This window comes from Paractinoplanes ferrugineus (genome assembly GCF_016862195.1).
Taxonomy (GTDB): Bacteria; Actinomycetota; Actinomycetes; order Mycobacteriales; family Micromonosporaceae; genus Actinoplanes; species Actinoplanes ferrugineus.
The window spans coordinates 440,006-462,422 of sequence record NZ_BOMM01000001.1 but is presented as its reverse complement, the minus strand read 5'-3'; the positions used below and the strand labels follow the sequence as shown (position 1 = coordinate 462,422).

At 70.7% G+C, this 22,417-nt stretch carries 21 protein-coding genes; 9 read left to right on the top strand and 12 right to left on the bottom strand.

From position 1 onward, the window contains the following. The first annotated feature begins 11 nt into the window (after window positions 1–11). Entirely contained in the window at window positions 12–1,652 is a 1,641-nt protein-coding gene (locus Afe05nite_RS02195; RefSeq protein WP_438867411.1) for a phospho-sugar mutase, read from the top strand. On the opposite strand, the gene Afe05nite_RS02190 is transcribed toward Afe05nite_RS02195, so the two are convergent. Continuing rightward, complete coding sequence (locus tag Afe05nite_RS02190) at window positions 1,649–2,332, bottom strand: GOLPH3/VPS74 family protein (protein WP_203815187.1); 684 nt, start codon at window positions 2,330–2,332, stop codon at window positions 1,649–1,651. The two genes, Afe05nite_RS02195 and Afe05nite_RS02190, sit on opposite strands and share 4 nt — an antisense overlap. A gap of 113 nt (window positions 2,333–2,445) precedes the next feature. On the opposite strand from Afe05nite_RS02190, the gene Afe05nite_RS02185 reads away from it, so the two are divergent. Then, entirely contained in the window at window positions 2,446–2,934 is a 489-nt protein-coding gene (locus Afe05nite_RS02185) for an NUDIX hydrolase (protein WP_203815186.1), read from the top strand. Here Afe05nite_RS02185 and upp read toward each other — a convergent pair. Beyond that, complete coding sequence (gene upp / locus Afe05nite_RS02180) at window positions 2,931–3,563, bottom strand: uracil phosphoribosyltransferase (protein WP_203815185.1); 633 nt, start codon at window positions 3,561–3,563, stop codon at window positions 2,931–2,933. The genes Afe05nite_RS02185 and upp overlap by 4 nt on opposite strands. Before the next feature lie 59 nt (window positions 3,564–3,622). On the opposite strand from upp, the gene deoC reads away from it, so the two are divergent. From deoC to Afe05nite_RS02155, 5 genes are all read left to right on the top strand, one after another. Further along, window positions 3,623–4,543: a deoxyribose-phosphate aldolase gene (deoC, locus tag Afe05nite_RS02175; RefSeq protein WP_203815184.1), complete on the top strand. Its 921-nt coding sequence runs from the start codon at window positions 3,623–3,625 to the stop codon at window positions 4,541–4,543. Window positions 4,544–4,547: 4 nt separating this feature from the next. Beyond that, window positions 4,548–5,966 (top strand): aldehyde dehydrogenase family protein, encoded by a 1,419-nt coding sequence (locus Afe05nite_RS02170; RefSeq protein ID WP_203815183.1) that lies wholly within the window; start codon window positions 4,548–4,550, stop codon window positions 5,964–5,966. Then, window positions 5,959–6,765 (top strand): aldehyde dehydrogenase family protein, encoded by an 807-nt coding sequence (locus tag Afe05nite_RS02165; RefSeq protein ID WP_203815182.1) that lies wholly within the window; start codon window positions 5,959–5,961, stop codon window positions 6,763–6,765. The genes Afe05nite_RS02170 and Afe05nite_RS02165 overlap by 8 nt, the downstream gene beginning before the upstream one ends. Before the next feature lie 90 nt (window positions 6,766–6,855). Next, window positions 6,856–7,701: a SatS C-terminal domain-containing protein gene (locus Afe05nite_RS02160; protein WP_203815181.1), complete on the top strand. Its 846-nt coding sequence runs from the start codon at window positions 6,856–6,858 to the stop codon at window positions 7,699–7,701. Window positions 7,702–7,733: 32 nt separating this feature from the next. After that, window positions 7,734–10,016, top strand: coding sequence for a transposase (locus tag Afe05nite_RS02155; RefSeq protein ID WP_203815257.1), 2,283 nt, complete (start codon window positions 7,734–7,736; stop codon window positions 10,014–10,016). A 390-nt stretch (window positions 10,017–10,406) separates the two neighbouring features. Here the strand turns inward: Afe05nite_RS02155 and Afe05nite_RS02150 are convergent, their stop codons facing one another. Together Afe05nite_RS02150 and Afe05nite_RS02145 are read right to left on the bottom strand one after the other, a co-directional pair. Further along, window positions 10,407–11,051 carry a 4a-hydroxytetrahydrobiopterin dehydratase gene (locus tag Afe05nite_RS02150; protein ID WP_203815180.1) on the bottom strand — a complete coding sequence of 215 codons (645 nt, stop codon included), beginning with the start codon at window positions 11,049–11,051 and terminating at the stop codon, window positions 10,407–10,409. Between the two features lie 33 nt (window positions 11,052–11,084). Then, window positions 11,085–11,549 (bottom strand): Lrp/AsnC family transcriptional regulator, encoded by a 465-nt coding sequence (locus Afe05nite_RS02145; RefSeq protein WP_239117481.1) that lies wholly within the window; start codon window positions 11,547–11,549, stop codon window positions 11,085–11,087. A gap of 100 nt (window positions 11,550–11,649) precedes the next feature. On the opposite strand from Afe05nite_RS02145, the gene Afe05nite_RS02140 reads away from it, so the two are divergent. Beyond that, complete coding sequence (locus tag Afe05nite_RS02140; RefSeq protein ID WP_203815179.1) at window positions 11,650–12,111, top strand: DUF2000 domain-containing protein; 462 nt, start codon at window positions 11,650–11,652, stop codon at window positions 12,109–12,111. A 179-nt stretch (window positions 12,112–12,290) separates the two neighbouring features. Here Afe05nite_RS02140 and Afe05nite_RS02135 read toward each other — a convergent pair whose 3' ends face one another. From Afe05nite_RS02135 to Afe05nite_RS02115, 5 genes are all read right to left on the bottom strand, one after another. Continuing rightward, the gene (locus Afe05nite_RS02135) at window positions 12,291–12,881 is read right to left on the bottom strand and encodes a GTP-binding protein (protein ID WP_203725129.1); all 591 of its coding nucleotides are present in this window, start codon (window positions 12,879–12,881) and stop codon (window positions 12,291–12,293) included. A 1-nt stretch (window position 12,882) separates the two neighbouring features. Next, window positions 12,883–13,263, bottom strand: coding sequence for a DUF742 domain-containing protein (locus tag Afe05nite_RS02130; protein WP_203815255.1), 381 nt, complete (start codon window positions 13,261–13,263; stop codon window positions 12,883–12,885). 96 nt (window positions 13,264–13,359) lie between these two features. Beyond that, a complete protein-coding gene (locus tag Afe05nite_RS02125) occupies window positions 13,360–13,764 on the bottom strand; it encodes a roadblock/LC7 domain-containing protein (protein WP_203815178.1) in 405 nt (134 codons plus the stop codon). Further along, window positions 13,761–17,429 (bottom strand): sensor histidine kinase, encoded by a 3,669-nt coding sequence (locus tag Afe05nite_RS02120; protein ID WP_203815177.1) that lies wholly within the window; start codon window positions 17,427–17,429, stop codon window positions 13,761–13,763. The genes Afe05nite_RS02125 and Afe05nite_RS02120 overlap by 4 nt, the downstream gene beginning before the upstream one ends. 400 nt (window positions 17,430–17,829) lie before the next feature. Continuing rightward, the gene (locus tag Afe05nite_RS02115) at window positions 17,830–18,900 is read right to left on the bottom strand and encodes an adenosine deaminase (protein ID WP_203815176.1); all 1,071 of its coding nucleotides are present in this window, start codon (window positions 18,898–18,900) and stop codon (window positions 17,830–17,832) included. A 26-nt stretch (window positions 18,901–18,926) separates the two neighbouring features. On the opposite strand from Afe05nite_RS02115, the gene Afe05nite_RS02110 reads away from it, so the two are divergent. Next, a complete protein-coding gene (locus Afe05nite_RS02110; RefSeq protein WP_203815175.1) occupies window positions 18,927–19,727 on the top strand; it encodes a putative RNA methyltransferase in 801 nt (266 codons plus the stop codon). Here the strand turns inward: Afe05nite_RS02110 and Afe05nite_RS02105 are convergent, their stop codons facing one another. Genes Afe05nite_RS02105 through Afe05nite_RS02095 form a run of 3 tightly spaced genes read right to left on the bottom strand, consistent with a single transcriptional unit; the run spans window position 19,728 to window position 22,405 of the window. After that, on the bottom strand, window positions 19,728–20,408 hold the full coding sequence (locus tag Afe05nite_RS02105; protein WP_203815174.1) for a DUF4272 domain-containing protein: 681 nt from the start codon (window positions 20,406–20,408) through the stop codon (window positions 19,728–19,730). A 6-nt stretch (window positions 20,409–20,414) separates the two neighbouring features. Beyond that, window positions 20,415–21,689, bottom strand: coding sequence for a thymidine phosphorylase (locus Afe05nite_RS02100; protein WP_203815173.1), 1,275 nt, complete (start codon window positions 21,687–21,689; stop codon window positions 20,415–20,417). Continuing rightward, window positions 21,686–22,405, bottom strand: coding sequence for a cytidine deaminase (locus Afe05nite_RS02095; protein WP_203815172.1), 720 nt, complete (start codon window positions 22,403–22,405; stop codon window positions 21,686–21,688). The genes Afe05nite_RS02100 and Afe05nite_RS02095 overlap by 4 nt, the downstream gene beginning before the upstream one ends. Window positions 22,406–22,417: the final 12 nt, after the last annotated feature.

Below are 22,417 nucleotides of genomic sequence, written 5' to 3'. Positions count from 1 at the left end.
GCTATCAACACGTGGTGGCTGACGAACTCCTCGAGACCGCCGAAGCGTGGCTCGCCGACGATCCTGATCCGGCCGGCCGCGCGGAGCTCCGCGCGCTGATCGACGGGCTGCCGGACACGGCCGCCGAGCTTCGCGACCGTTTCGCCGGGCCGCTCACCTTCGGCACGGCGGGGCTGCGCGGGCGGCTCCGCGCGGGGCCGAACGGGATGAACCTCGCGGTCGTCACCCGGGCCGCCGCCGGGCTGATCGCCTGGCTGGCCGAGCAGGGCGGCACCGGGCCGCTGGTGATCGGTTACGACGCCCGGCACGGCTCGCGCGAGTTCGCCGAGCGGACCGCCCGGGTCGCCACCGGGGCCGGGCGGGAAGCGCTGCTCATGCCGGGCGCGCTGCCGACGCCGGTGCTCGCCTATGCGGTCCGCGCGCTCGACGCGGTGGCCGGCGTGATGGTCACGGCCAGCCACAACCCGCCGCAGGACAACGGCTACAAGGTCTACCTCGGGGGCGCGCTGGGCGGTCCGGCCGGGGACGGCGCGCAGATCGTGCCGCCCGCCGACGCCGGCATCGAGGCGGCCATCCGGGCGGTCGGCCCCCTCGCGGAGGTCAAGCTGGGCGCGGCGGGCGCGCTTCTCGACGACAAGATCGTTGCGGGGTACGTGTCGAGCGCCGCCGCCGTGCTCTCCGACAACGGACCGCGTGACCTGGCCATCGCCTACACCCCACTGCACGGGGTCGGCGGCCGGACCGTGCTGGCCGCGTTCGCCGCCGCCGGATTCCCGCCGCCGGCGGTCGTGCCCAACCAGTTCGACCCGGATCCGGAGTTCCCGACCGTCGCGTTCCCGAACCCCGAGGAACCGGGCGCGATGGACAACCTCCTCGACCTCGCCCGATCGTCCGGCGCCGAGCTGGCCATCGCCAACGACCCGGACGCGGACCGGTGCGCGGTGGCGATCCCGACCGCCGACGGGTGGCGGCCGCTGCGCGGGGACGAGCTGGGCATCCTTCTCGCCGACCACCTGATCCGGCGGGGCGGGCCCGGCACGTACGCGACGACGATCGTCTCCTCGCAGCTGCTGGGCCGGCTGTGCGAGGCCCGGGACGTGCCCTACGCGGAGACCCTGACCGGCTTCAAGTGGATCGTCCGGGCCGCCGAGGACCTGGCGTACGGCTACGAGGAGGCGCTCGGCTACTGCGTCGCACCGGCGATGGTGCGCGACAAGGACGGCATCACGGCGGCGCTGACCGTGTCCGAGCTGGCCGCCGGCCTGAAGGCGGAGGGAAAGACCCTGGCCGATCGGCTCGACGAGCTGGCCGCCGAGTTCGGCGTGCACGCCACCGATCAGCTGTCGGTGCGGGTCGACGACCTGGCCGAGATCGGCGCCGCGATGGGCCGGGCCCGCGCGAAGCCCCCGACCGCACTGCTCGGCGCCCCGCTGACCGGGATCGACGACCTGCGGCCCGACAACGACGTGCTGACTTTGCGCACCGCTGCCGTCCGAGTGGTCATCCGGCCGTCCGGGACCGAGCCGAAACTCAAGGCGTACCTCGAGGTGGTGGAACCGGTCACGGACGGTGACGTGCCCGCGGCCCGCACCCGCGCCGCCGCCGCCCTTCGCGCCTTGCGCGCGGAGACGGCGGCCACGCTGGGGGTCTAGACCGCCTTAGGAGTGCCGAGGGCGGCCTGGATGGCCTTGCCGAGGGTGGCGACCACCAGGGCCACCGACGGGCGGACGATCGAGTCCTCCAGGTTGGCCGTGCCGGAGAAGCCGGCCCCGGTGGCGATCTGCTCGAGGCGGTCGTGCGCCCGCGCGACCTCCTCGGCCGGCAGCCGCAGCGCCGGCTCCATGCGGCAGGCGGACAGCAGCGTGGCCAGCGCGGCGGTGCGCTCGTCGCAGATGCCGTCGCTGATCAGCGCGTCGGCGAGACGCTTGCGGATGTCGACCTCGTAGGCGTGGTCGGTGGTCGGGTAACGGTGCACATGGATGGCGCCCATCTGGGTCTCGTCCACGTCCTGCACGACACCCCGGGTCACCAGGTCCTCGAGCACCCGGGTGCGCAGCCGGTGCCGCAGTCGCTGAAGCCACTGGGCGGGGGTGTGCGGCTCCGCCTCGGCGAGCTTGGCCAGCACCGCGTCGGCGATCGGGTCGCCGATCGGACTGGCGTCGGTCACCTTGAGATAGCCGTCGACGTAGTGGACCCGCCCGGCGAGCGCCAGATCGACCAGCACAGCCGCGGCCATGCCGAGGTCGAGCCCGATGCGGGAACCGGTCGCCTTGCCGGTCCGGTCGTCGTAGGCGAGGAGGAGTAGTTCCTCGGCGAGCGGAATGGAGGTCATGGGACGCAACGATAGTGGCAGGAGTCACGAGCGACGATCGCCAGGTCGGGTCGAAAGACCGACCCGGGGTTACTCAACTGGCTCCCACCGGTCAGATCGGGCAGGATCCCGGCGTGCAGGCAACGATCGCGACGCTCGGCTACGTCTTCTCGGCCGACCGCAAGAACATCCTGATGATCCGCCGGGACGCCCGGCCGGACGACATCCATTTCGGTTACTACAACGGTCTCGGCGGCAAGCTCGAGCCGGGCGAGGACGTGGCCGCCGGCATGCGCCGGGAGATCCGGGAGGAGGCCGGCCTGTCCTGTGACGCCCTGGATTTCGCCGGCACGATCTCGTGGCCGGGCTTCGGCAAGGACGGCGGGAACTGGTTCGGCTTCCTGTTCCGGATCACCGCGTGGAGCGGCCGGCCGATGGAGACGAACGCCGAGGGCAGCCTGCACTGGACGCCCGTTTCAGACGTCTTGGCGGGGAATGTTCCGATGTGGGAGTCGGATCGCCATTTCCTGCCGCTCGTGTTCGCCGACTCCCCCACGGTGTTTCACGGCGTCATGCCGTTCGCCGGCGGGAAGGCACTCAGCTGGAGTTACACCGAACTCTAGAAGCGGCGCATCCCGCCGAACTGGCGGTCGCCGGCGTCGCCGAGGCCGGGCACGATGTAGGCCTTCTCGTTGAGCCCCTCGTCGATCGAGGCCGTCACCAGGCGCAGCGGCAGACCGCTGGCGGCCAGGCGCTCGATGCCCTCGGGGGCGGCCAGCACGCAGCAGATGATCACGTCGGTGCAGCCCCGGTCGACCAGCAGCTTGCAGCAGTGCAGCAGCGAGCCGCCGGTGGCCAGCATCGGGTCGAGCACCAGGACCGGCTGCCCGGCCAGGTCGACCGGGAGCGACTCCATGTAGGCCCGGGGCTCGAACGTCTTCTCGTCGCGGGCCAGCCCGACGAAGCCCATCGACGACTCGGGCAGCAGGGCGAGCGCGGAGTCGGCCATGCCCAGGCCGGCCCGCAGCACCGGGACGATCAGCGGCGGGTTGGCCAGGCGGGTGCCCTGGGTCGGGGCGACCGGCGTGTCGATCGGGTACTGCTGGACGGCGAAGGAACGGGCCGCCTCGTAGACCACCATCGTGGTGAGCTCGTGCAGTGAGGCGCGGAAGACACCGGAGTCGGTCTGCGCGTTTCGCATCGCGGTGAGCCGGGTCTGCGCCAGCGGGTGATCTACAACGAGTACGTCCACGCCGACAACCTACCGGTCGGTCATGATCAACTGTTAACGGCCTGCGTAGAATCGTTTTCATGACTGCGACAGCGATGTCGGACCTACGTTCCCTGCTCCACGGCCTACCGGGTGTGGACAAGGTGGGCGTCGAAGCAAGAGCGGCCGCGCTCGGCACCCGATCGGTGAAGACGAGCGCCAAGGCCCAGGCGATCGATCTGGCCATCCGGATGGTCGACCTCACCACCCTCGAAGGCGCCGACACCCCCGGCAAGGTGCGGGCTCTCTCCGCCAAGGCCGTGCGCCCCGACCCGGCCGACCCCACCTGCCCCTCGGTCGCGGCGGTCTGCGTCTACCCCGCCATGGTCCCGGTGGCCGCCTCCGTCCTTCGCGACACGGGCGTCCACCTGGCCAGCGTGGCCACCGCCTTCCCGTCCGGCCAGGCACCGCTCGACGTGAAGCTCGCCGACACCCGCGACGCGGTGGCCGGCGGCGCCGACGAGATCGACATGGTGATCAGCCGGGGCGCGTTCCTCGCCGGCGACTACACCAAGGTCTTCGACGAGATCGTCGCGGTCAAGGAAGCATGCGGCGACGCCCACCTCAAGGTCATCCTGGAGACCGGCGAGCTCGGCACCTACGACAACGTCCGCCGCGCGTCCTGGCTGGCGATGACGGCCGGCGCCGATTTCATCAAGACGTCCACCGGCAAGGTCCCGGTGGCGGCCACCCTCCCGGTCACGCTGATCATGCTGGAGGCGGTCCGCGACTTCCGGGCCCGTACCGGGCGCCAGGTCGGGGTCAAGCCGGCCGGCGGCATCCGCACCACGAAGGACGCCGTCAAATACCTGGTGCTGATCAACGAGACGGTCGGCGACGACTGGCTGAGCCCCGACTGGTTCCGCTTCGGCGCCTCGTCGCTGCTCAACGACCTGCTCATGCAGCGCACCAAGCTGACCACCGGCCACTACGCGGGCCCCGACTACTTCACGCTGGACTGATCACATGTTCGACTACGCTCCGGCACCCGAATCCCGGTCGGTCGTCTCGATCGCCCCCTCCTACGGCCTGTTCATCGACGGCTCGTTCGTCGAGGGCAAAGGCACCTTCAAGACGATCAACCCGGCCACCGAGGAGGTCCTCGCCGAGGTCGCCCTCGGCGGCCCGGAAGACGTCGACCGCGCGGTGGCCGCCGCCCGCCGCGCCTTCCAGTCGTGGTCCGCGCTGCCCGGCTCGGAACGAGCCAAATACCTCTTCCGGATCGCCCGGATCATCCAGGAGCGCTCCCGCGAGCTGGCCGTCCTCGAGTCGCTCGACAACGGCAAGCCGATCCGTGAGTCGCGCGACGTCGACCTGCCGCTGGTCGCCGCGCACTTCTTCTACTACGCGGGCTGGGCCGACAAGCTGGCCTACGCCGGCTTCGGCCCCGACCCCCGGCCGCTCGGCGTGGCCGGGCAGGTCATCCCGTGGAACTTCCCGCTGCTCATGCTGGCCTGGAAGATCGCCCCGGCGCTCGCCGCGGGCAACACGGTGGTGCTCAAGCCGGCCGAGACCACACCGCTCTCGGCGCTGTTCTTCGCCGACGTCTGCCGCCAGGCCGAGCTGCCGCAGGGCGTGGTCAACATCGTGACCGGCGCCGGCGACACGGGGCGCTATCTGGTGGAGCACCCCGACGTCAACAAGGTCGCCTTCACCGGCTCGACCGAGGTGGGCCGGCAGATCGCCCGTTCGGTGGCGGGCACCGGCAAGAAGCTCACCCTGGAGCTCGGCGGCAAGGCCGCCAACATCGTGTTCGACGACGCGCCGATCGACCAGGCCGTCGAGGGCATCGTCAACGGCATCTTCTTCAACCAGGGCCACGTCTGCTGCGCCGGTTCGCGACTGCTCGTGCAGGAATCCATCGCCGAGGAGCTGCTCGGGTCGCTCAAGCGCCGGATGTCGACGCTGCGGGTGGGTGACCCGCTCGACAAGAACACCGACGTCGGCGCGATCAACTCCGCCGCCCAGCTGGCCCGGATTACCGAATTGTCGGAAATTGGTGATCAAGAAGGCGCCGAACGCTGGTCGCCGGAATGTCAGCTGCCCGATCGCGGCTTCTGGTTCGCCCCGACGATCTTCACCGGCGTGACCCAGGCCCACCGGATCGCCCGCGAGGAGATCTTCGGACCGGTGCTGTCGGTGCTGACCTTCCGAACCCCCGACGAAGCGATCGAAAAGGCCAACAACACGCCGTACGGGTTGTCCGCCGGCATCTGGTCCGACAAGGGCTCGCGCATCCTGGCCGTCGCCGACCAGCTGCGCGCCGGCGTGGTCTGGGCCAACACCTTCAACAAATTCGACCCCACGTCGCCGTTCGGCGGTTACAAGGAGTCCGGTTACGGTCGCGAAGGCGGTCGTCACGGCCTGGAGGCGTACCTTGCCTGAGCGCTTGCACGTACGAAAGACCTACAAGCTCTACGTCGGCGGGGCCTTCCCCCGCAGCGAGTCAGGACGGACCTATCTCGTGGACGGCGACAACGCGGCCCTCGCCTCCCGCAAGGACGCCCGGGACGCGGTCGTCGCGGCCCGCAAGGCCCAGCCGAAATGGGCCGCCGCCACGGCGTACAACCGCGGCCAGGTCGTCTACCGGATCGCCGAGATGGTCGAGGCCCGCCGGGCCGAGTTCAAGTCGCTGGGCGTGCCCGGCAAGGAAGTGGACGCCGCTGTCGACCGCCTCGTCTGGTACGCGGGCTGGTCCGACAAGATCGCCCAGGTGATCGGCAACGCCAATCCGGTCGCCGGCCCCTACTTCAACCTGACGGCGCCCGAGCCCACCGGCGTGGTCGGCGTGGTCGCCCCGGCCTCGCTGCTCGGCCTCGTCAGTGTCGTCGCTCCGGCGATCGTGACCGGCAACACAGTGGTGGTACTCACGGCCGCCCCGCAGGTCGCGATCACCCTCGCCGAGGTGCTCGCCACCTCCGACGTGCCCGGGGGTGTGGTGAATGTCCTGACCGGGCACGCCGCCGAGACCGCACCCTGGCTGGCCTCGCACGACGACGTCAACGGCCTCGACCTGACCGGTATCGAGGACGCCGAACTGGCCACCGAGCTGGAGCGCGCCGCCGCCGGCACGCTCAAGCGCGTACGCCGCCCCGGAGTCACCGACTTCACCGCCGATCCGGGGCTGGCACCGATGACCGCGTTCCTCGAGACCAAGACCGTCTGGCATCCGAAGGGCTTCTGACCAAGGGCGGTCGGGCGGCGTTCAGGGACGCCCATTAGGGTGTGTCGGCAGAATCACCGTCCAACCGTCCGAATCATCACGGAGGTCACCGTGGCCAGCCAGTCCGACGAGTCCGAGAAGTCCGTGGCGGGCCTCTCCGGGCAGCGCCTCTGGGATGAGGTCCGGATCGAGCCGGTCGAGATCGCCCTGCCGGGCGGTGTCGGGCTGACCCTCCGGGCGTTCCGGAAATCCTCCGAACTGACCCCGACCGAGGTCGAGGCGGAAGAGGAAGACCTGTTCGACGCGCGCAAGCGCGGCGCCGCCGTCGACGACGAGGAAGAGGTCATCGTCGACGACGAGTTCCAGGCACTGCTCGCCGAGGGCGACGCCGACCAGAAGGTCGACGAGGACGCCAAGGCCACCGCCGAGGAGGAGCCCGACCCGGCCGACTTCGAGGACGACGCCGCCGACGAGGACGTCCCGATGTTCCTCAGCCACAAGGGCAAGCTCCTGGCGTTCAAGTCGCCGGAGTCGCTGGTCTCCTTCATTCGTTCGGGTGCTCCGCACGACCTCGCACAACTCGACAGCTGGGCGGCCCTGGCCGAACAGGTACAGTCGACCGACATCGACCCGTCCGAGGACGACCGTTACGAGCTCGACCTCGTGGTGGAAAACCTGCGCGGCGGGCACGACACGTGGGACCTTCCGCTGCTCATCGCGGCCGGCGAGGTGGCTCGCGACCTGGGTTACGCCCTCCGGCTCAAGCCGGTGATCCTGGCCCTGTCGCCCGGCTCACCGCTCGACGACCTCGACGATTCGCTCCGGTCGGCGGAAACCGGTGGCATGGGCGGGTTCTTCGGCCGCCGCAAGTTGAAGAAAATCGGGGCACAACAGGCAAGTCTGGGCTGGCGCTCGGTTATCGGCAAGATCTCTGCCGCTGTGGACTGGCGCGACTGACCCCTAACCAGGGACCATCAGTGCTTGGCCAAATAGCTCGGGGAGGAGACGAAGCCGTGGCGCTCGTCCGCGTGTATTGCGGTTTGGCTTCGGCTGATGATTCGGTGCGTTCGGCCTCCGCCGCGCACCTGACCATCGCCGTGGTGGACGACGCAGGCCGGCTGCTCGGCGTGCACGAGATCAGCGACGACCCGGGCGGCTATGCCGAACTCGGCGCGCTGCTCGTGGAGCGGACGAGTGGGTTCACCGACGCCGCCGTCGCCGCCGACAGTGACGACCATCTGGTGACGTCGCTGCTGATCGCGGCGGGCCGCCCCCTGGTCGTGACCGACGACGACACCACCGACGACTTCGCCGAGCGCTTCGCCGACGACGACTCGGTCGAGGAGATGCAGGCCCCGCCGGCCGCGCGGCGCGCCGTCGGCCTGGCCCGCGCCCTGCAGGCCGGCGCCATCGCCGCCGTCAACCAGCCCGCCCCGCGGGAGCTGGTCAGCTACAAGCCGGTCCTGGCCGCTCACGTGGCGCTGCTCAGCGGCCGGCACGCGTCCTCGACGGCGCTGCGTGAGGTCCTCCGCGAGCTCTACCCGGCGGCCCTGCGGGCATTCACCGACCCGGCCCACCCGCTCGCCCTCGCGGTGCTCGACGCGCTCCCCGAGCCCGGCCAGCTCACCTCGCAGGGCGACTCGGAGCGGGTGGCCGAGCAGGTGGCCGCCGAGCTCATTCGATCCGGTGCCGGCAGCGACGACGAGGTCATCGCGGCCGTGACGGCGTTGCACGTGGCGATCAGCGAGTCGCCGCGCCGGGGCGGAGTCAACAAGTCCCTGGCGCCCGCCGCCGCCGAGACGGTCCGCAAGTCGATCGCCGCGGTCCGCGCGTGCGACGCCGCCTGTGCCGCGCTGATCAGCACGATCTCGGCCCGCAGCGCCGCGTCCACCCGGCGCCGTCCGGAGCCCGCCCCGCTGCAGGCCGTGTCCGACAGCCGCACCGCCCGGCGCACCCGGCGGGAGCCGATCGGCACCGGCAACGGCCCGGTCATCCCGCAGCCGATGAACGCTCCGCCGACCGCGCCCGCCCCGGTGGCCCCACCGCCGCTGGCTCCGCAACCGCTGGCTCCGCGCCCGGTGACCCCGCCGCCCGCGGCCCCGGCCGCTGCGGCCGCGTTCCCCAACCGTGCCCCGGCGCCGGGCAACCGCCCGGTCTCGGTGCCGCCTCCGCCGCCCGGCATGACGCCGATCACGCCCGGCTCGCGCCCCGTCTCGGGTGCGCGTGCCCCGGGTGCGGCGCCGCTCTCGCCGGCCGCCTCGGTGTCGCCCGCCGAAAGCGGGCAGCCGTTCCGCGCCACGCTCACCAATGCGGCGATCAACAACGTCCGCGCCGAGCGTCAGCGCACAGTCATCCCGCCCCGCCCGGGTCGCACCTCGACGACGGCCGGCAGCGCCACCGACTATTCGTCGCTGCCCATGCCGACGCGCCCCGAGCAGCCCCCGGCCGAGCCGGGCTCCCGGGCCAACTGGCCGCTGATCAACCCGAGCGGTGACGACACGGCCGGCTCGCCCGCCCCGATCAGCGCACCGGCCGCCTCGGTCAGTTCGCCGCCCACCGACACCGGCCGAGTGCGGCCGCCGTGGCAGGACATGCCGAAGGAACCGCCGGCCTTGCGCCTGGTCGAGCCGCGCATCGGCAACAGCCTCGACGTGACGGTCACCGACCTGGCCGCGTCCTCGGAGCCGCCGTCGCTTCGCGTGGTTCAGGGTCTCAACGCCCGCCGCAACGGCACCGCCGGCCCTCCGCCGCCGACCATGACCGGCATGGGTGGCATGGGCACCATGGGCAGCATGAGCACCACGGTGACCGCGCTCGATCGCAGCACCACGCCGCCGGTGCCGTCCGACAGCAGCGACGGCGACCTGCTGATCTTCGCGGCCGCCCGGTCCGCCTGGTTCACCGGCCATGCCGAGCAGTCGCCCGAGATGGATTGGGCCAACCCGAACGACACCGGCTGGCGGGCCGCCGAGCGGGCCGCCACCCCCGAGATCGCCGCCGAGACGCCCGCGGGCCTGCCCAAGCGCGTCCCGCAGGCCAACCTCGTCCCCGGCTCCCCGCTACGTGACGAGCGGCCGCTGCGCATCGTGCGCGACGCCGCCAGCATCGCCGCGCACACCACCGGCTACTTCCGCGGCTGGCGTCGCGGCCAGGAGATCGGCGGGTTCGCCATGGGCGGCCGCCCGGGTCGCGAGTCGGCCGGCGGCTGGGACTTCACCCGCGACCGCGAGGGCGCCGACGAGTTCCGCAACAGCGCCAACTACTCGCGCTGATCCGCAAAAGGGCGACCGCTTGTCGCGGTCGCCCTTGCCATGTCCGGCTTCCGGTTCATGTCCGCCGCTGCCGGTCCGGGTTGCAGTTCAGGACGGTGACAAGACCGGGGCGCCGTGCCGGGATCTGCCAGAACGGTACGGGCGGCGGAAACCTGCCACGAGCGTCCACGCCGGTGACTGACTATGGGGCCCGGACACAGGTCCCTTGCGTAGATCTATGACTCCAGCGTTGGGCGTGCCCACCCAGCATGCGGCTGGAGTCCGCGGAAGGGGTATCCGCCGACGGCATCGCACACCATCTCGCAACGCGCCGACCGGATCGTCCGCCGCGCCGCGAGCGGCCGCGCAGGCAGGCGACCACCGACCTTCGACGGCGAGGTGTCTACCGGCCTAGGCGGGGTCGCGGTCCTGCCAGGTGCACAGGCAGACGCGGTTGCCCTCCGGATCGGCGAGCACCCAGAAGCTCGGCGCCTCGGCGTCGCTCTCCAGGGTGCCGCCGGCCTCGATGGCCGCGTTGATCCGCGCTCGCACCTCGGACGGATCGATCCACAGGTCGGGGTGCCAGCGCTGCCGCGGCTCCGCACGGCCGGACTGCTGGAACCAGATGCTCGGCAGCGCCCCGGACGGGTCGACGATCTCCTGGGTGCGCTGCTCGAAACCGAGGACGGCGGCCCAGAACGGGGCCACCGCGGCGTCGTCGGGAGTGTCCAGGCCCAACTCGAACCAGCCCAGACCGGCGAACGTGTGCTCGAGTCCGGCCTCGTCGACCAGCTCCGAGATCTTCCGCGCCAGCCTGATGTCCCGCGCCGTGACCCCGCCGGTGTCGTGACTCGTGAGCCGGATGTCGACATGCGTGTAGCGCAGGTCGATGTCCGGGTGATGGTCCATCTCCTGGGCCGCTGCCCCGATCGTGTTGACCAGGGCCAGCCCGGCAGCGAAGTCACCGCTGCGCACCCGGGTCTGCAGCCCGGTGTAGAGATGCGCCCAGCCGGCGGGCTTCTCGGCGTCGACTTCTCGGCCAGTCAGCTTCGTCATGCCCTCATCCTTACCCGCCGGGCTGGAGCTGACTTACCCGCCGGGCTGGATCTGATGGTTGCGGATGTGCTCGTAGACGATCGACGTGCGCACGTCGGCGACTTCGGGACGCTCGGTGAGCCGGTCGATGACGAACTCGTAGAGGCTCGCGTTGTCCGGGACCGCCACGTGCACGATGAAGTCGTCGGTGCCGGTCGTGACGTAGAGGCCGAGGGTGTCGGGCAGGGTGACGACCCATTCGCGGAACGCCTCGATGTTGCGGCGGGACGGCGGCCGGATGCGCACCGCGATGAGTGCCTGCACCGGCCGGCCGATCGCCAGCAGATCGACGTCGAGGATCGCGCCCCGGATCACCCCGCGCCGGCGCAGTGCCCGGGTGCGGTCGAGCGCGGTGGTCGGCGAGACCCCGACGGCCGCCGCCACCTCCCGATTGGTCTTCCGTGCATCCGACTGCAGTTCTCGCAGGATCGCCGTATCAAGTTCGTCCAGCTCGGCCATGAAACGCCTCTTGCCGTGATTAGTACGGATGTTTTGCAGCCATCTTATTCATCTGCCTAGGATTTTCTGCAAACACCGAATAGAAGCACAGGGAGAAGCAATGACCGTCGGATTTGCCACCGAAGAGATCGACCCCAGCGCCCCGACCCGGGCCGCCCGGCTCAAGTGGGTCGTGGTGGTCGACGGCTCGCTCCCGCCCGGCCGGGCCGCCAACGCCGCCGTCTGCACCGCCGCCGCCACCTCGAAAGCCGTCTCCGGGCTCCTGGGCGACGACGCGACCGATGCGGACGGCAACACCCACCCCGGGCTCCCCTGGGCCGGCTGCACGGTTCTGGCGGCCGATTCCGTCACCCTGCGCACGATCCGGGCCAAGGCCGCCGCCCGCCCCGACTTCTTCGTGGCCGACATGCCGGTCGCCGCCCAGCAGACCCGTGTCTACACCGAATACCTGGCCGCGGTCGGCGAGGCATCCGCCGACGGCCTCGACTACTACGCGGTCAGCATCGTCGGCCCCCGCAACCCGCTCGACAAGATCGTCGGCAAGCTCCCGCTGCTCCCGTAACACCTTGCCGAGCCGCTGCGGACGAACGCACCCCGTCACGACTCGGCGATCGCAGCACCAGGACGCAGAGAAGCCCCGCTTCGACATAGCGAGCGGGGCTTTCAGCATGCTATTTAGATATTACGCTAAGTAACCGACAAGACGCGGTGGTTCCGGGGTTCGACCCCCGACGTCCTCGGCTAAGCCGGCGCGACGGCCCGGGTGCGACGCATGGTCAGGACGTACTCGACGAGCGAGATGAGTACGTTCTTCGTCGACTCACGGTTCCGGGCGTCGCAGCTCACCACGGGCACGTCGCTCGAGATCGCGAGCGCGTCCCGAACGTCCTGCGCGTTGTGGTACTGCATGCCGTCGAAGCAGTTGATCGCCACCAGGTAGGGGAGGCGACGGTGCTCGAAGAAGTCGATGGCCGCGAAGCAGTCGGCCAGCCGGCGCGTGTCGACCATGACCACGGCACCGATCGCGCCCCGAACCAGCTCGTCCCACATGAACCAGAAACGAGTCTGGCCCGGCGTGCCGAACAGGTAGAGGATGAGGTCGCGGTCGATGCTGATGCGGCCGAAGTCCATGGCGACGGTGGTCGTCATCTTCCCGGGCACCTGCCGGTTGTCGTCGACACCCACACCAGCCGAGGTCATGATCGCCTCAGTGGTCAACGGGGTGATCTCCGAGACCGACCCGACAAGCGTCGTTTTACCAACGCCGAACCCACCGGCGATGACAATCTTCGCCGATGTAACGCGTCCCCCCGCAGCGGGACGGTGCGACATGTCAGAGCCTGCGAAGTCCACTCAGCACCCTTTCCAGCAGTTCCGTGCCTACCGCGTCGGTCTCGTCGTCCAGCGAGGTGGGCTCGTACACCGCGACAAGGCCATCAGTGGCCATGTCGGCGACGATCACTCGAGCCACACCGAGCGGCAGTTGCATGCGTGCGGCGATTTCGGCGAGCGACTGCACACGGCCGCCGTCGCACATTGCCGCGATGTACTGATGCTCGCTTCCACCCTGCCCGCCGCGGTTCATGCCAGATCGGCCGCGCACGGTTGTCTCGACCAGCGCTTCCAGCGCTATCTCAAGCTTCGGCCGGGTCCGACCACGGGTCACGGCGTACGGTCTTACCAGCGCGCCGGTCGGCTCATCGCGTTCGGGCATCGTCACCGCTCACCCCTTCCTCGAACCCTAGAAGTGTCTCTTGTTGTCAAAGTTTTGGACAGTCGCCGGATGCGTTGGCACCGGCCGCCTGCCCGTTCAGCCCAGAACCCCGGCCGCGGACCGCGGAGCGGGAGTAAGGGCCTCGCCGACGCGGTCGACGAGGAGGGCCATTTCGTAGCCCACCTGACCGACGTCGCAGCTGCGCGCCGCCAGCACCGCGAACGACGAGCCATCCGAGATCGACATCAGGAAAAGGAACCCGTTGTCCATCTCGACGACCGTCTGCAGCACCGCGCCACCCTCGAAGCACCGAGCGGCGCCCTGAGTGAGGCTGACCAGGCCGGAGGCGATAGCCGCCAGCTGGTCGGCACGGTCACGCGGAAGGTCCCTCGATGCTGCCAGGAGCAGACCACCGGCGGAGACCGCGATCGCGTGTGCGACTCCGGGAACGCGGTCGGCGAAGTTGGCCAGGAGCCAACCTAGATCCTGCGTAGATGTCATGCTTCATGCTCCTTGCCAGCCTGCGAGGACTGCTGCCCTCCCGGAGTTCCCTCCGGGTTGGTCGATTGTTCCTTGGTGCGACCACGCTGAACACCCCGGTGGTACGCGGAAAGCAGACCGCGGACCCCTTCGGGCGTGCGCTTCTGGGCGGGGTCTCCGCCACGGTCGACACCGCCGGGGACGAGCTGCGCCATCGGTGTGCGCTTGGGCAGCCCAGCCGTGGTAGTGGTATCGATCGACCGCTCGGCAGCCGCGGCTGCGGCCTGCCAGCCGTCGTCGGCAGCGGTGCGCCACGGGTTGCTCGCCACACTGCCGTTGGAGCCATTGCCGTTCGAACCGTAGCCGCTCGCGGCGCCAACGCCCACCGGTGCCGGGTCGAGGTCCCGCGTTTCGGGTGACACGGCCTGCTGCGGCACCGTGCGAGAAGGCTCGCCGGTCGGGATGCGCAGCGAGGTGACCGTCTCGTCGGCGGCACCGCCACCGTTGGCGTGGACACCGTTCGACTGCGACCCGTTCGAGTGGGCGCCGTTCGACTGCGACCCATTCGAGTGGGCGCCGTTGGACTGACCATCCGACGGCCGACCCGGGGTGGTCGTGGTGAACCACGCCGACTCGAGTTCGCGGAAGATCGGCAGCTCCATCGTCTCGTCGGCGAACTGACCCTGCTTGGCGTCCCGTTGCCGGGCCGCGGCCTGGGCCGCCGCGATCTGCTGAGCCGCCGTGGCCTGCGCCTCGGCCGCTTGGGCCGCGGCCGCCTCGTGGGCCGCCCGGGCCGCCGCGGCCGCCCGGTTCTGGGCTTCCGACTGCGGACTGCCGGAGGTCGGCATCGCCGACACCGGGCGAGCCGGCGGGGCGGACGACGGGATCGGCGCGGTCTGCGGGTTGGTCGGGCGCTCGACGTGGGGGTCGGACCGCTCGGGCCGGTAGCGCGGGATCTCGGCGGTCATGTCGAGCGCCGCGGCCAGGCTCTCCGGGACGTGCGGTGCGGCGTTCGAGTCCCGCTCGGGGGCGACCGGCGGCCAGACCGGCGGGTTCGCCGGCGGGCCGGAGACCGGGCTCTCGTTGACCGGCGGCACCGAGGTGGGCCGGCCGAACGGGGGCGCCGAGACCGGCGGAACCGGCGGTGCCGAGACCGGCGGGACGAAACCGCCACGGGGGTGGTTCTCCGGGTTGGCCGGCAGTTGGCGCGGGATGGACGGGCCGAACCCGTCCGTACCCGGCTGGACCTGCTCGCCGTTGCGACGCTGCGGGAGACCGTCGGGACCGGCGTAGCCCTGCGGGCCACCGGAGCTCGGTCCCATCGGGCCGGACGGGAGCGGCGGGATCATCTCGTTGCTGCGCGGGCCGTAGAAGCCGTTCGCGCCGCCGCTGCCGTTGGCCCCACCGCTGCCGTTCGAACCGTTGGAGCCGTTCGAACCGTTCGAACCGTTCGGGGCGAAGCCGTTGGACCCGTTGGAGCCGGGCGCGCCGGTGAGGTCGGACCAGGCCGGAACACCGCGTCCGGCGCCGGTGCCGAGCATGCCGCCGGTGGGCATCGGCGGGTTGGGGTCGAACGGACGACCGCCACCACCGGGGTAGCCGCCGCGGCCGCTCTCCAGAGCGAGCGGCTCGGGCCGGGCACCGGGGCCCTGCTGGAGGCTTTCGTAGCCACCGGCCTGCACGGAGCGGGCCGGCGGCTGACCGCCGACGAGCACCGACAGCGGCAGACCGACCTCGGCCACCGTGCCACGCTCGGCGTCGGCCGGGCGCAGCTCGACCTTTACGGCGTGCCGGGTGGCCAGTCGGGCGACCACGACGAGGCCCATCATCCGGGAGACCGCGACGTCCACCATCGGTGGGTTGGCGAGCCGCTCGTTGAGGTCGCGCAGTTGTTCCCGGCTGATGCCGATGCCGCGGTCCTCCACCGAGAGCAGCGCGCTGTCGCCCAGCCGCCGCGCCTCGACGGTGACCGTCGAGTTGGGCGGGGAGAAGGCGGTCGCGTTGTCGAAGAGCTCGGCGACCAGGTGGACCATGTCGTTGACGGCGTGTGCCGCCACCTCGATGTCCCGGTCGATCATGCCGAACTCGATACGGGTGTAGTGCTCCACCTCGGACTGTGCGGCGCGGAGCACATCGATCAGGGCGGCCGGCTCGCGCTGCACACGTGTCGAGTCGGCGCCCGCGAGAACCAGGAGGTTCTCGTCGTTACGCCGCATTCGGGTGGCCAGGTGGTCGAGCTGGAAGAGCTCGGCCAGCCGGTCCGGGTCCTCCTCGCCGCGCTCCAGCCGGTCGAGGTGACCGATGAGCCGGTCGACCAGGATCTGGGAACGGCGGGCGAGGTTGACGAACATCGTCGCGACGGAGGCCCGGAGTGCGGCCTGCTCGGCGGCGGTACGGACGGCCTCGAGGTGGACCGCGTTGAACGCCTCGGTCACCTGCCCGAACTCGTCCCGGCTTCGCACCGGCAGCGGCTCGGCGATCTGGTCGGCGACCTGGGCCGGGGTGAGCGAGGTGGCCAGGGCGGGGTCACGCAGCCGGGAAACGGCGTGCGGTAGACCGAACTGGGCGACCGAGAGCGCACCCTGACGCAGCTCACGCAGCGAGCGGGCCATCGACCGGGCGACCAACCAGGCGAACAGGATGGCCAGCAGCAGCATCGCGAGCAGCACGCTGGTCTCGATGAAGACTCGCCGGTTCACGTCGTCGCGGATGCCGGTGGCCTCGACCACGATGTCCGCGTCGAGCTTCTGCTCGACCTGCCGGAACAGGTTGTTGTAGCCGATCATCGCCGACTCCCACTGCTGGGAGTCGAACGGGATGTTCCCGGTGTTCTGACCCTGCAACGACTTGAGCTGGCCGGTCAGGTTGGTGGCGGCGCGGCCGTCGGGGACGTTCGCGGTGCGCTGGAAGAGCTGCACCTCGGCGTCGGTGCCGACCGACTCGACCTGGTCCTCGGCGAGCTCGAAGCCGGTGTCGGTGAGCAGGAAGGCGCGGCGCAGGGTGGCGTCGAAGTTGCCGAGGCCGAGCACCTGGTGGCCGACGTCGCGCTGCTGGGCGATGTAGTCCTTGGCCCGAGCCACGGCAGCCACCGTACGAAGGTGGTCGCTCAGCTCGGTGTCGCTGGCCAACTGGGCCGAGACGTCGCGGACGGAGAGCAGGTCGTTGATCAGCTTGCCGTAGGTGTCGTTGACGTCCCCGACACCGAGCTTGCCGTTGGCGATCTGACTGCGCTTGGAGGGCAGATCCTCGAGGTTGCGGTCCAGCCGCAGCAGGAGCGTGCTCACCTTCTGAGGCACGTCGTCCAGCGCGGCCTTCTGCTGCGAGTACGGCACCTTGGCCTGGTCGACCTGGGCGTGCTCGCCGTTGTAGGCCTTCAGCGCCGCATCGCGGACCCCGCTCGTGCGCGGGCTCGTGGTGATGATGACGCCATAGGCACGTTCGTTCTGCAGGCGGTCGACGAGGCCACCGGCGGCCTCCGACAGCACTGACAGGTTCCGCGCGCGCTCCGCGTTGCTGGCCGTATCGATGTGGTCCACGAGACCGCTGACGCCGACGATGATCGTGGCGAGGGTCGGGACCAGCATGATGAGACCGAGCTTCGACCAGATCGGCAGATCTCGCAGCCGATCGGCCGGGCGACGGAGACGCGTCATGACGCCGGTCGCCGTCTTGGGGCGCTTGCTCACGTCACCGTCCTCCTGATTCGGGCCCGGCGATCGGGTCGCCGGGCACCGCACACGGCCGACTACCGCGTCGGGCCCCCGAGATTCCATCACGACGAGTGTCAAAGAGAAAGAGCAGGCGGACACGGACCGGTTGTGTGATGCGATGTTGCTCCGTCGGAGTTGGACATCGCCGGTTCGTTATGACTGCTCGTGTTTGTTCAGGTCTCTCAGAGTCACTCGACCGATCGACTCGACGTGGGGGTGTCGCCTGCCGATCGGGCCCGATCGTAATGGATCGGGGCAGGAGGAACGATGTCGCGGTCAGGGCCGCAGAGCAAGGTGAGATGCCGGATTTCGCAGTGTTTGTAGGGACCATTCTGACCGAACGGATGAGGTGCCCCACCGAACAGGCAAAGCCGTCTCAACCAAGCAACTTGGCATACGCCGGCTTGATGACTTCATTGATGATCGCGAGCCGTTCGTCGTACGGGATGAAGGCCGACTTCATCGCGTTGATCGTCAGCCACTGCAGTTCCGCCCAGCCCCACCCGAAAGCCTCGCTGAGCAGCGCCATCTCCCGCGACATCGAGGTTCCGCTCATCAGCCGGTTGTCGGTGTTGACGGTCACTCGGAACCGCAGGTCGTGCAGCAGCCCGATGGGGTGCTCGGCGATCGAGGCGGCCGCCCCGGTCTGCACATTGGACGAAGGGCACAGCTCGAGCGGAATCCGCTTGTCGCGAACATAGGCCGCGAGTCGCCCGAGAACCTCTCCACCGGCGATGTCGTCGACCAGTCGGACACCGTGCCCGAGCCGATCGGCGCCGCACCACTGGATGGCCTGCCAGATCGACGGCAGCCCGAACGCCTCGCCGGCGTGGATGGTGAAGTGGAAGTTCTCCCGCTGGAGGTATTCGAACGCGTCCAGGTGCCGGGTGGGCGGGAACCCGGCCTCGGCCCCGGCGATGTCGAAGCCGACCACGCCCTGGTCCCGGAAGCGCACCGAGAGCTCGGCGATCTCCTGCGAGCGGGCCGCGTGCCGCATGGCGGTGAGCAGCACCCCGACGCGGATCGGCCGGCCCAGCGCCGCCGCCTCCTCGCAACCTTCGACAAATCCGGCATTCACCGCCTCGACCACGTCGTCGAGCGAGAGGCCGTGCTCCAGGTGCTGCTCGGGCGCGTACCGCACCTCGGCGTAGACGACGCCGTCGGCGGCCAGGTCCAGGGCGCATTCCTTGGCCACCCGGTGCAGCGCGGCGGGAGTCTGCATCACCGCCACCGTGTGGGCGAACGTCTCCAGGTAGCGTTCCAGCGAGCCCGAGTCGGCGGCCGCGACGAACCAGGCGCCGAGCGCCTCCGGATCGGTGGCCGGGAGCTCGTGCCCGATCTCCGCGGCGAGCTCGATGATGGTCTCGGGGCGCAGGCCACCGTCGAGGTGGTCGTGCAGCAGCGCTTTCGGCGCCTTGACGATGTCGGAGTGCGAGATGGCGACCATCCGAAAAGCCTAGAGGGCGGGACCGAATGATCGACGGAGCATTGCCGTACCTTCGATGCCCCAATTGCGAACAGCCGGTGCGCCGGGTCGAGCGGGCCCTGCGCTGCCCGGCCGGCCACAGCTTCGACATGGCCAAGCAGGGGTACGCCGATCTCAGCGCGGGCCGGCTGCCCCATGTCGGGGACACCGCCGAGATGGTCGCCGATCGGGCCGACTTCCTGGCGGCGGGGCACTACGACTTCATCGGGGATGCGCTCACCCCGTACGCCGCCGGTGGTTTTGTGGTTGATGCCGGAGTTGGCACCGGCAGTTATCTGGCCCGGGTGCTGGACGCCGCGCCCGAGGCCGTCGGTCTCGGCCTCGACGTCTCCAAGCCGGCGCTGCGCCGCGCGGCCCGAGCGCACCCGCGCGCCGCCGCGGTCCTGGCCGACCTCTGGCGCCCGCTGCCGATCGTGAGCGGGTCGGCCCGGATCGTCCTGAACGTGTTCGCGCCGCGCAACGGAGCCGAGTTCCGCCGCGTGCTGCGGCCCGACGGCGTCCTGCTGGTGGTGACCCCGGGCGCGGACCACCTCGGTGAGCTGATCGCGACATCCGGAATGATCCGGGTTGATCCCGACAAACAGGCCCGGGTACGGGAGGCGCTCGACGAGTACTTCGCTCTCGAGACGGCCCGGCCGCATGAGCGTGCGCTGCACCTGACCGCGGCCGAGGCCCGCACGCTCATCGGGATGACGCCGAGCGCGCGCCACGTGCCGGCGGCCGGCCTGCCGACGGCGGATCTCAGGGTGACCGCGTCGGTGCTGGTCAGCGCGTACCGTCCGCGGTGATCAGACAGACAGGTCTACCTCTTCCCACTCCGCCGGCTTGTCGTGATAGGGGCCGGTGAAGATCACCGCCCACTCCAGGGCCCACCGACGCTGCCCGATCGCGTTGCTGTCGATCTCGCCCGGCGGTTCCCCGTCCCGGTTCTCCGCCTCCTGGAACGCCCAGTCCAAGCAGTAGTAGAGATCGAGCAGGATGGCTGCCTCGACCGGGTCCCGCGGCGACATCAGCGAACGCGACCGCCAGCTCCCGAACGTCTCCCCGGACGGCAGATCGGGCATCTGCGACATCAGCCGGTCCTCCGGCGGCGCCGTCGGATCGAGGTGCCGGCTCAGACCCAGCAGCCAAGCCAGCGCGAACACCGCGTCGTAGTGCAGCACGAACGAACGGTGGTCGCCCTTGGCGCCGATCACGAACTGCCACTCCGGCGGCGTCACCAGGTCGACCAGGTGCGATCCGAGGAGCCAGCTCATCGCGATCTCGGTCGGCATGCCGAAGCACCGCGCCACGACCACGTGCAGGATGGCGCACCGAGCCTCGATGTCGATCGTCGGACGCAGCTCCACCGAGTCGCCCGGCTCCCAGATCAACGGGAAGCCGGGCGGTGGAATGGGCAGGCCGAGACGGCCGAGCTCGTCGACGCTTGCCTCGCGGACCGCGCGAGGGTCGGGTGCGGCCTTCGCCATGGTGCGTCAGGCTATGCGATCGAGTACCAGCGGGGTAGGGGCAGGCGCGGACGCTCCGACGGACACGGCGGCGGACGCGAGATCACGCGCCGCTTCGATCCGGCTGCTTTCATCCGTACGCAACTCGAGCAGCACGTCTCCGGCCCGCACCCGGTCCCCCGGCTTCACCTTGAGCAGCACCCCGGCGCCGAAGCTGACCGGGTCCTCCTTGCGGGCCCGGCCGGCACCGAGCCGCCAGGCCGCCACCCCGATCCCGTACGCGTCCACGGCCGTCACCACGCCGTCCGTCGTCGCCTTCAGCACCTCGGTCTCGCGCGCCACCGGCAGCGCAGCGTCCGGATCGCCGCCCTGCGCCTGAATCATCCGCCGCCAGGTGTCCATCGCGGCCCCGCTCGCCAGCGCCTTCGCCGGGTCGGCGTCCACCCCGGCCGCCGCCAGCATCTCCCGGGCCAGGGCGAGGGTCAGCTCGACCACGTCGGCCGGTCCGCCGCCGGCCAGCACCTCGACCGACTCGGCCACCTCCATCGCGTTGCCGACGGCCCGGCCGAGCGGGGTGTTCATGTCGGTGAGCAGGGCGATCGTGTTGACGCCGCTGTCCTGACCGAGCCGCACCATGGTGCTTGCCAGCTCACGGGCGGTCGCCAGGTCCTTCATGAAGGCGCCGGAGCCGACCTTGACGTCGAGGACGAGCGCACCGGTCCCCTCGGCGATCTTCTTGCTCATGATCGAGCTGGCGATCAGCGGGATCGCCTCGACCGTGCCGGTGACGTCACGCAGCGCGTACAGCTTGCGGTCGGCCGGGGCCAGGCCCTCACCGGCCGCGCAGATGACCGCGCCGACCTCGTCCAGCTGCCGCTTGAACGCGTCGTTGGTGATGGTGGCCTGCCACCCGGCGATCGACTCCAGTTTGTCGAGGGTGCCGCCGGTGTGGCCGAGGCCCCGGCCGGACAGCTGGGGCACGGCCGCACCACACGCCGCCACCAGCGGGGTCAGCGGCAGCGTGATCTTGTCGCCGACGCCGCCTGTCGAATGCTTGTCGGCGGTGGGCCGGGTGACGGCGGACAGATCCAGCCGCTCCCCACTGGCGATCATCGCGGCCGTCCACCGGGCGATCTCGGCCGGCGTCATGCCGCGCAGCAGGATCGCCATGGCCAGCGCCGACATCTGCTCGTCGGCGACCACACCGGTGGTGTACGCGTCGACCACCCAGTCGATCTGCGCGTCGGACAGGACGTGGCCGTCCCGCTTGGCCCGGATGACGTCTACCGCGGCGAAACTCATCTCTGGTCCCTTTCCCACCGGGCGGGGATGCCCTCCGGCGGTGCTCCCTCGCCGGCCCAGGTCAGGCCGCCGTCGGCGTCCACCACCACGATCCGTGGTGTGCGGACCTGACCCCACTCGACGGCCTCGGCCGCGGTGGGGAAGTTCGGTCCCTCCTCGAGCACGCCCTTGGCGGCGTCGCTCTCCGCCGGGCTGCCCCCGGAGCGTTCCCAGTAGGCCGTCCAGACCGTCTCGCCACCGGCCAGGTCGGGGTGCACGAAGACGGTGCCCCGCCCCCGCCACTTGGCGAGCGCGGTCGGCACCTCCGGCACCGTGACCGAGCCGTTGACCTTGGCCAGGTCGGCCGGCCCGAACGCCCGCGGCAACAGCTCGTTCATGGTCAGCGGCCGAGGCCGCGCCGCCACCAGGAGTTCCGGCCCGCCGTGCTCGTGCAGCAGCTGCCGGCAGCGCCCGCACGGCATGCAGGGCTCCCCGGTGGCGTCCACACAGGAGACCGCCACCAGTCGCCCGCCGCCGGTCGCGTGCAGCGAGCTGACCAGCCCGCACTCGGCGCAGAGCCCGACGCCGTAGGACGCGTTCTCCACGTTGCAGCCGACGACCACCCGGCCGTCGTCCACCAGCCCCGCCGCTCCGACCGGGAAGTCGGAGTAGGGGGCGTAGGCGTGCCGCATCGCCTCGATCGCGGCCGTCCTGAGCCCCGCCCAGTCGATCTCCATGCGGCAAATTCT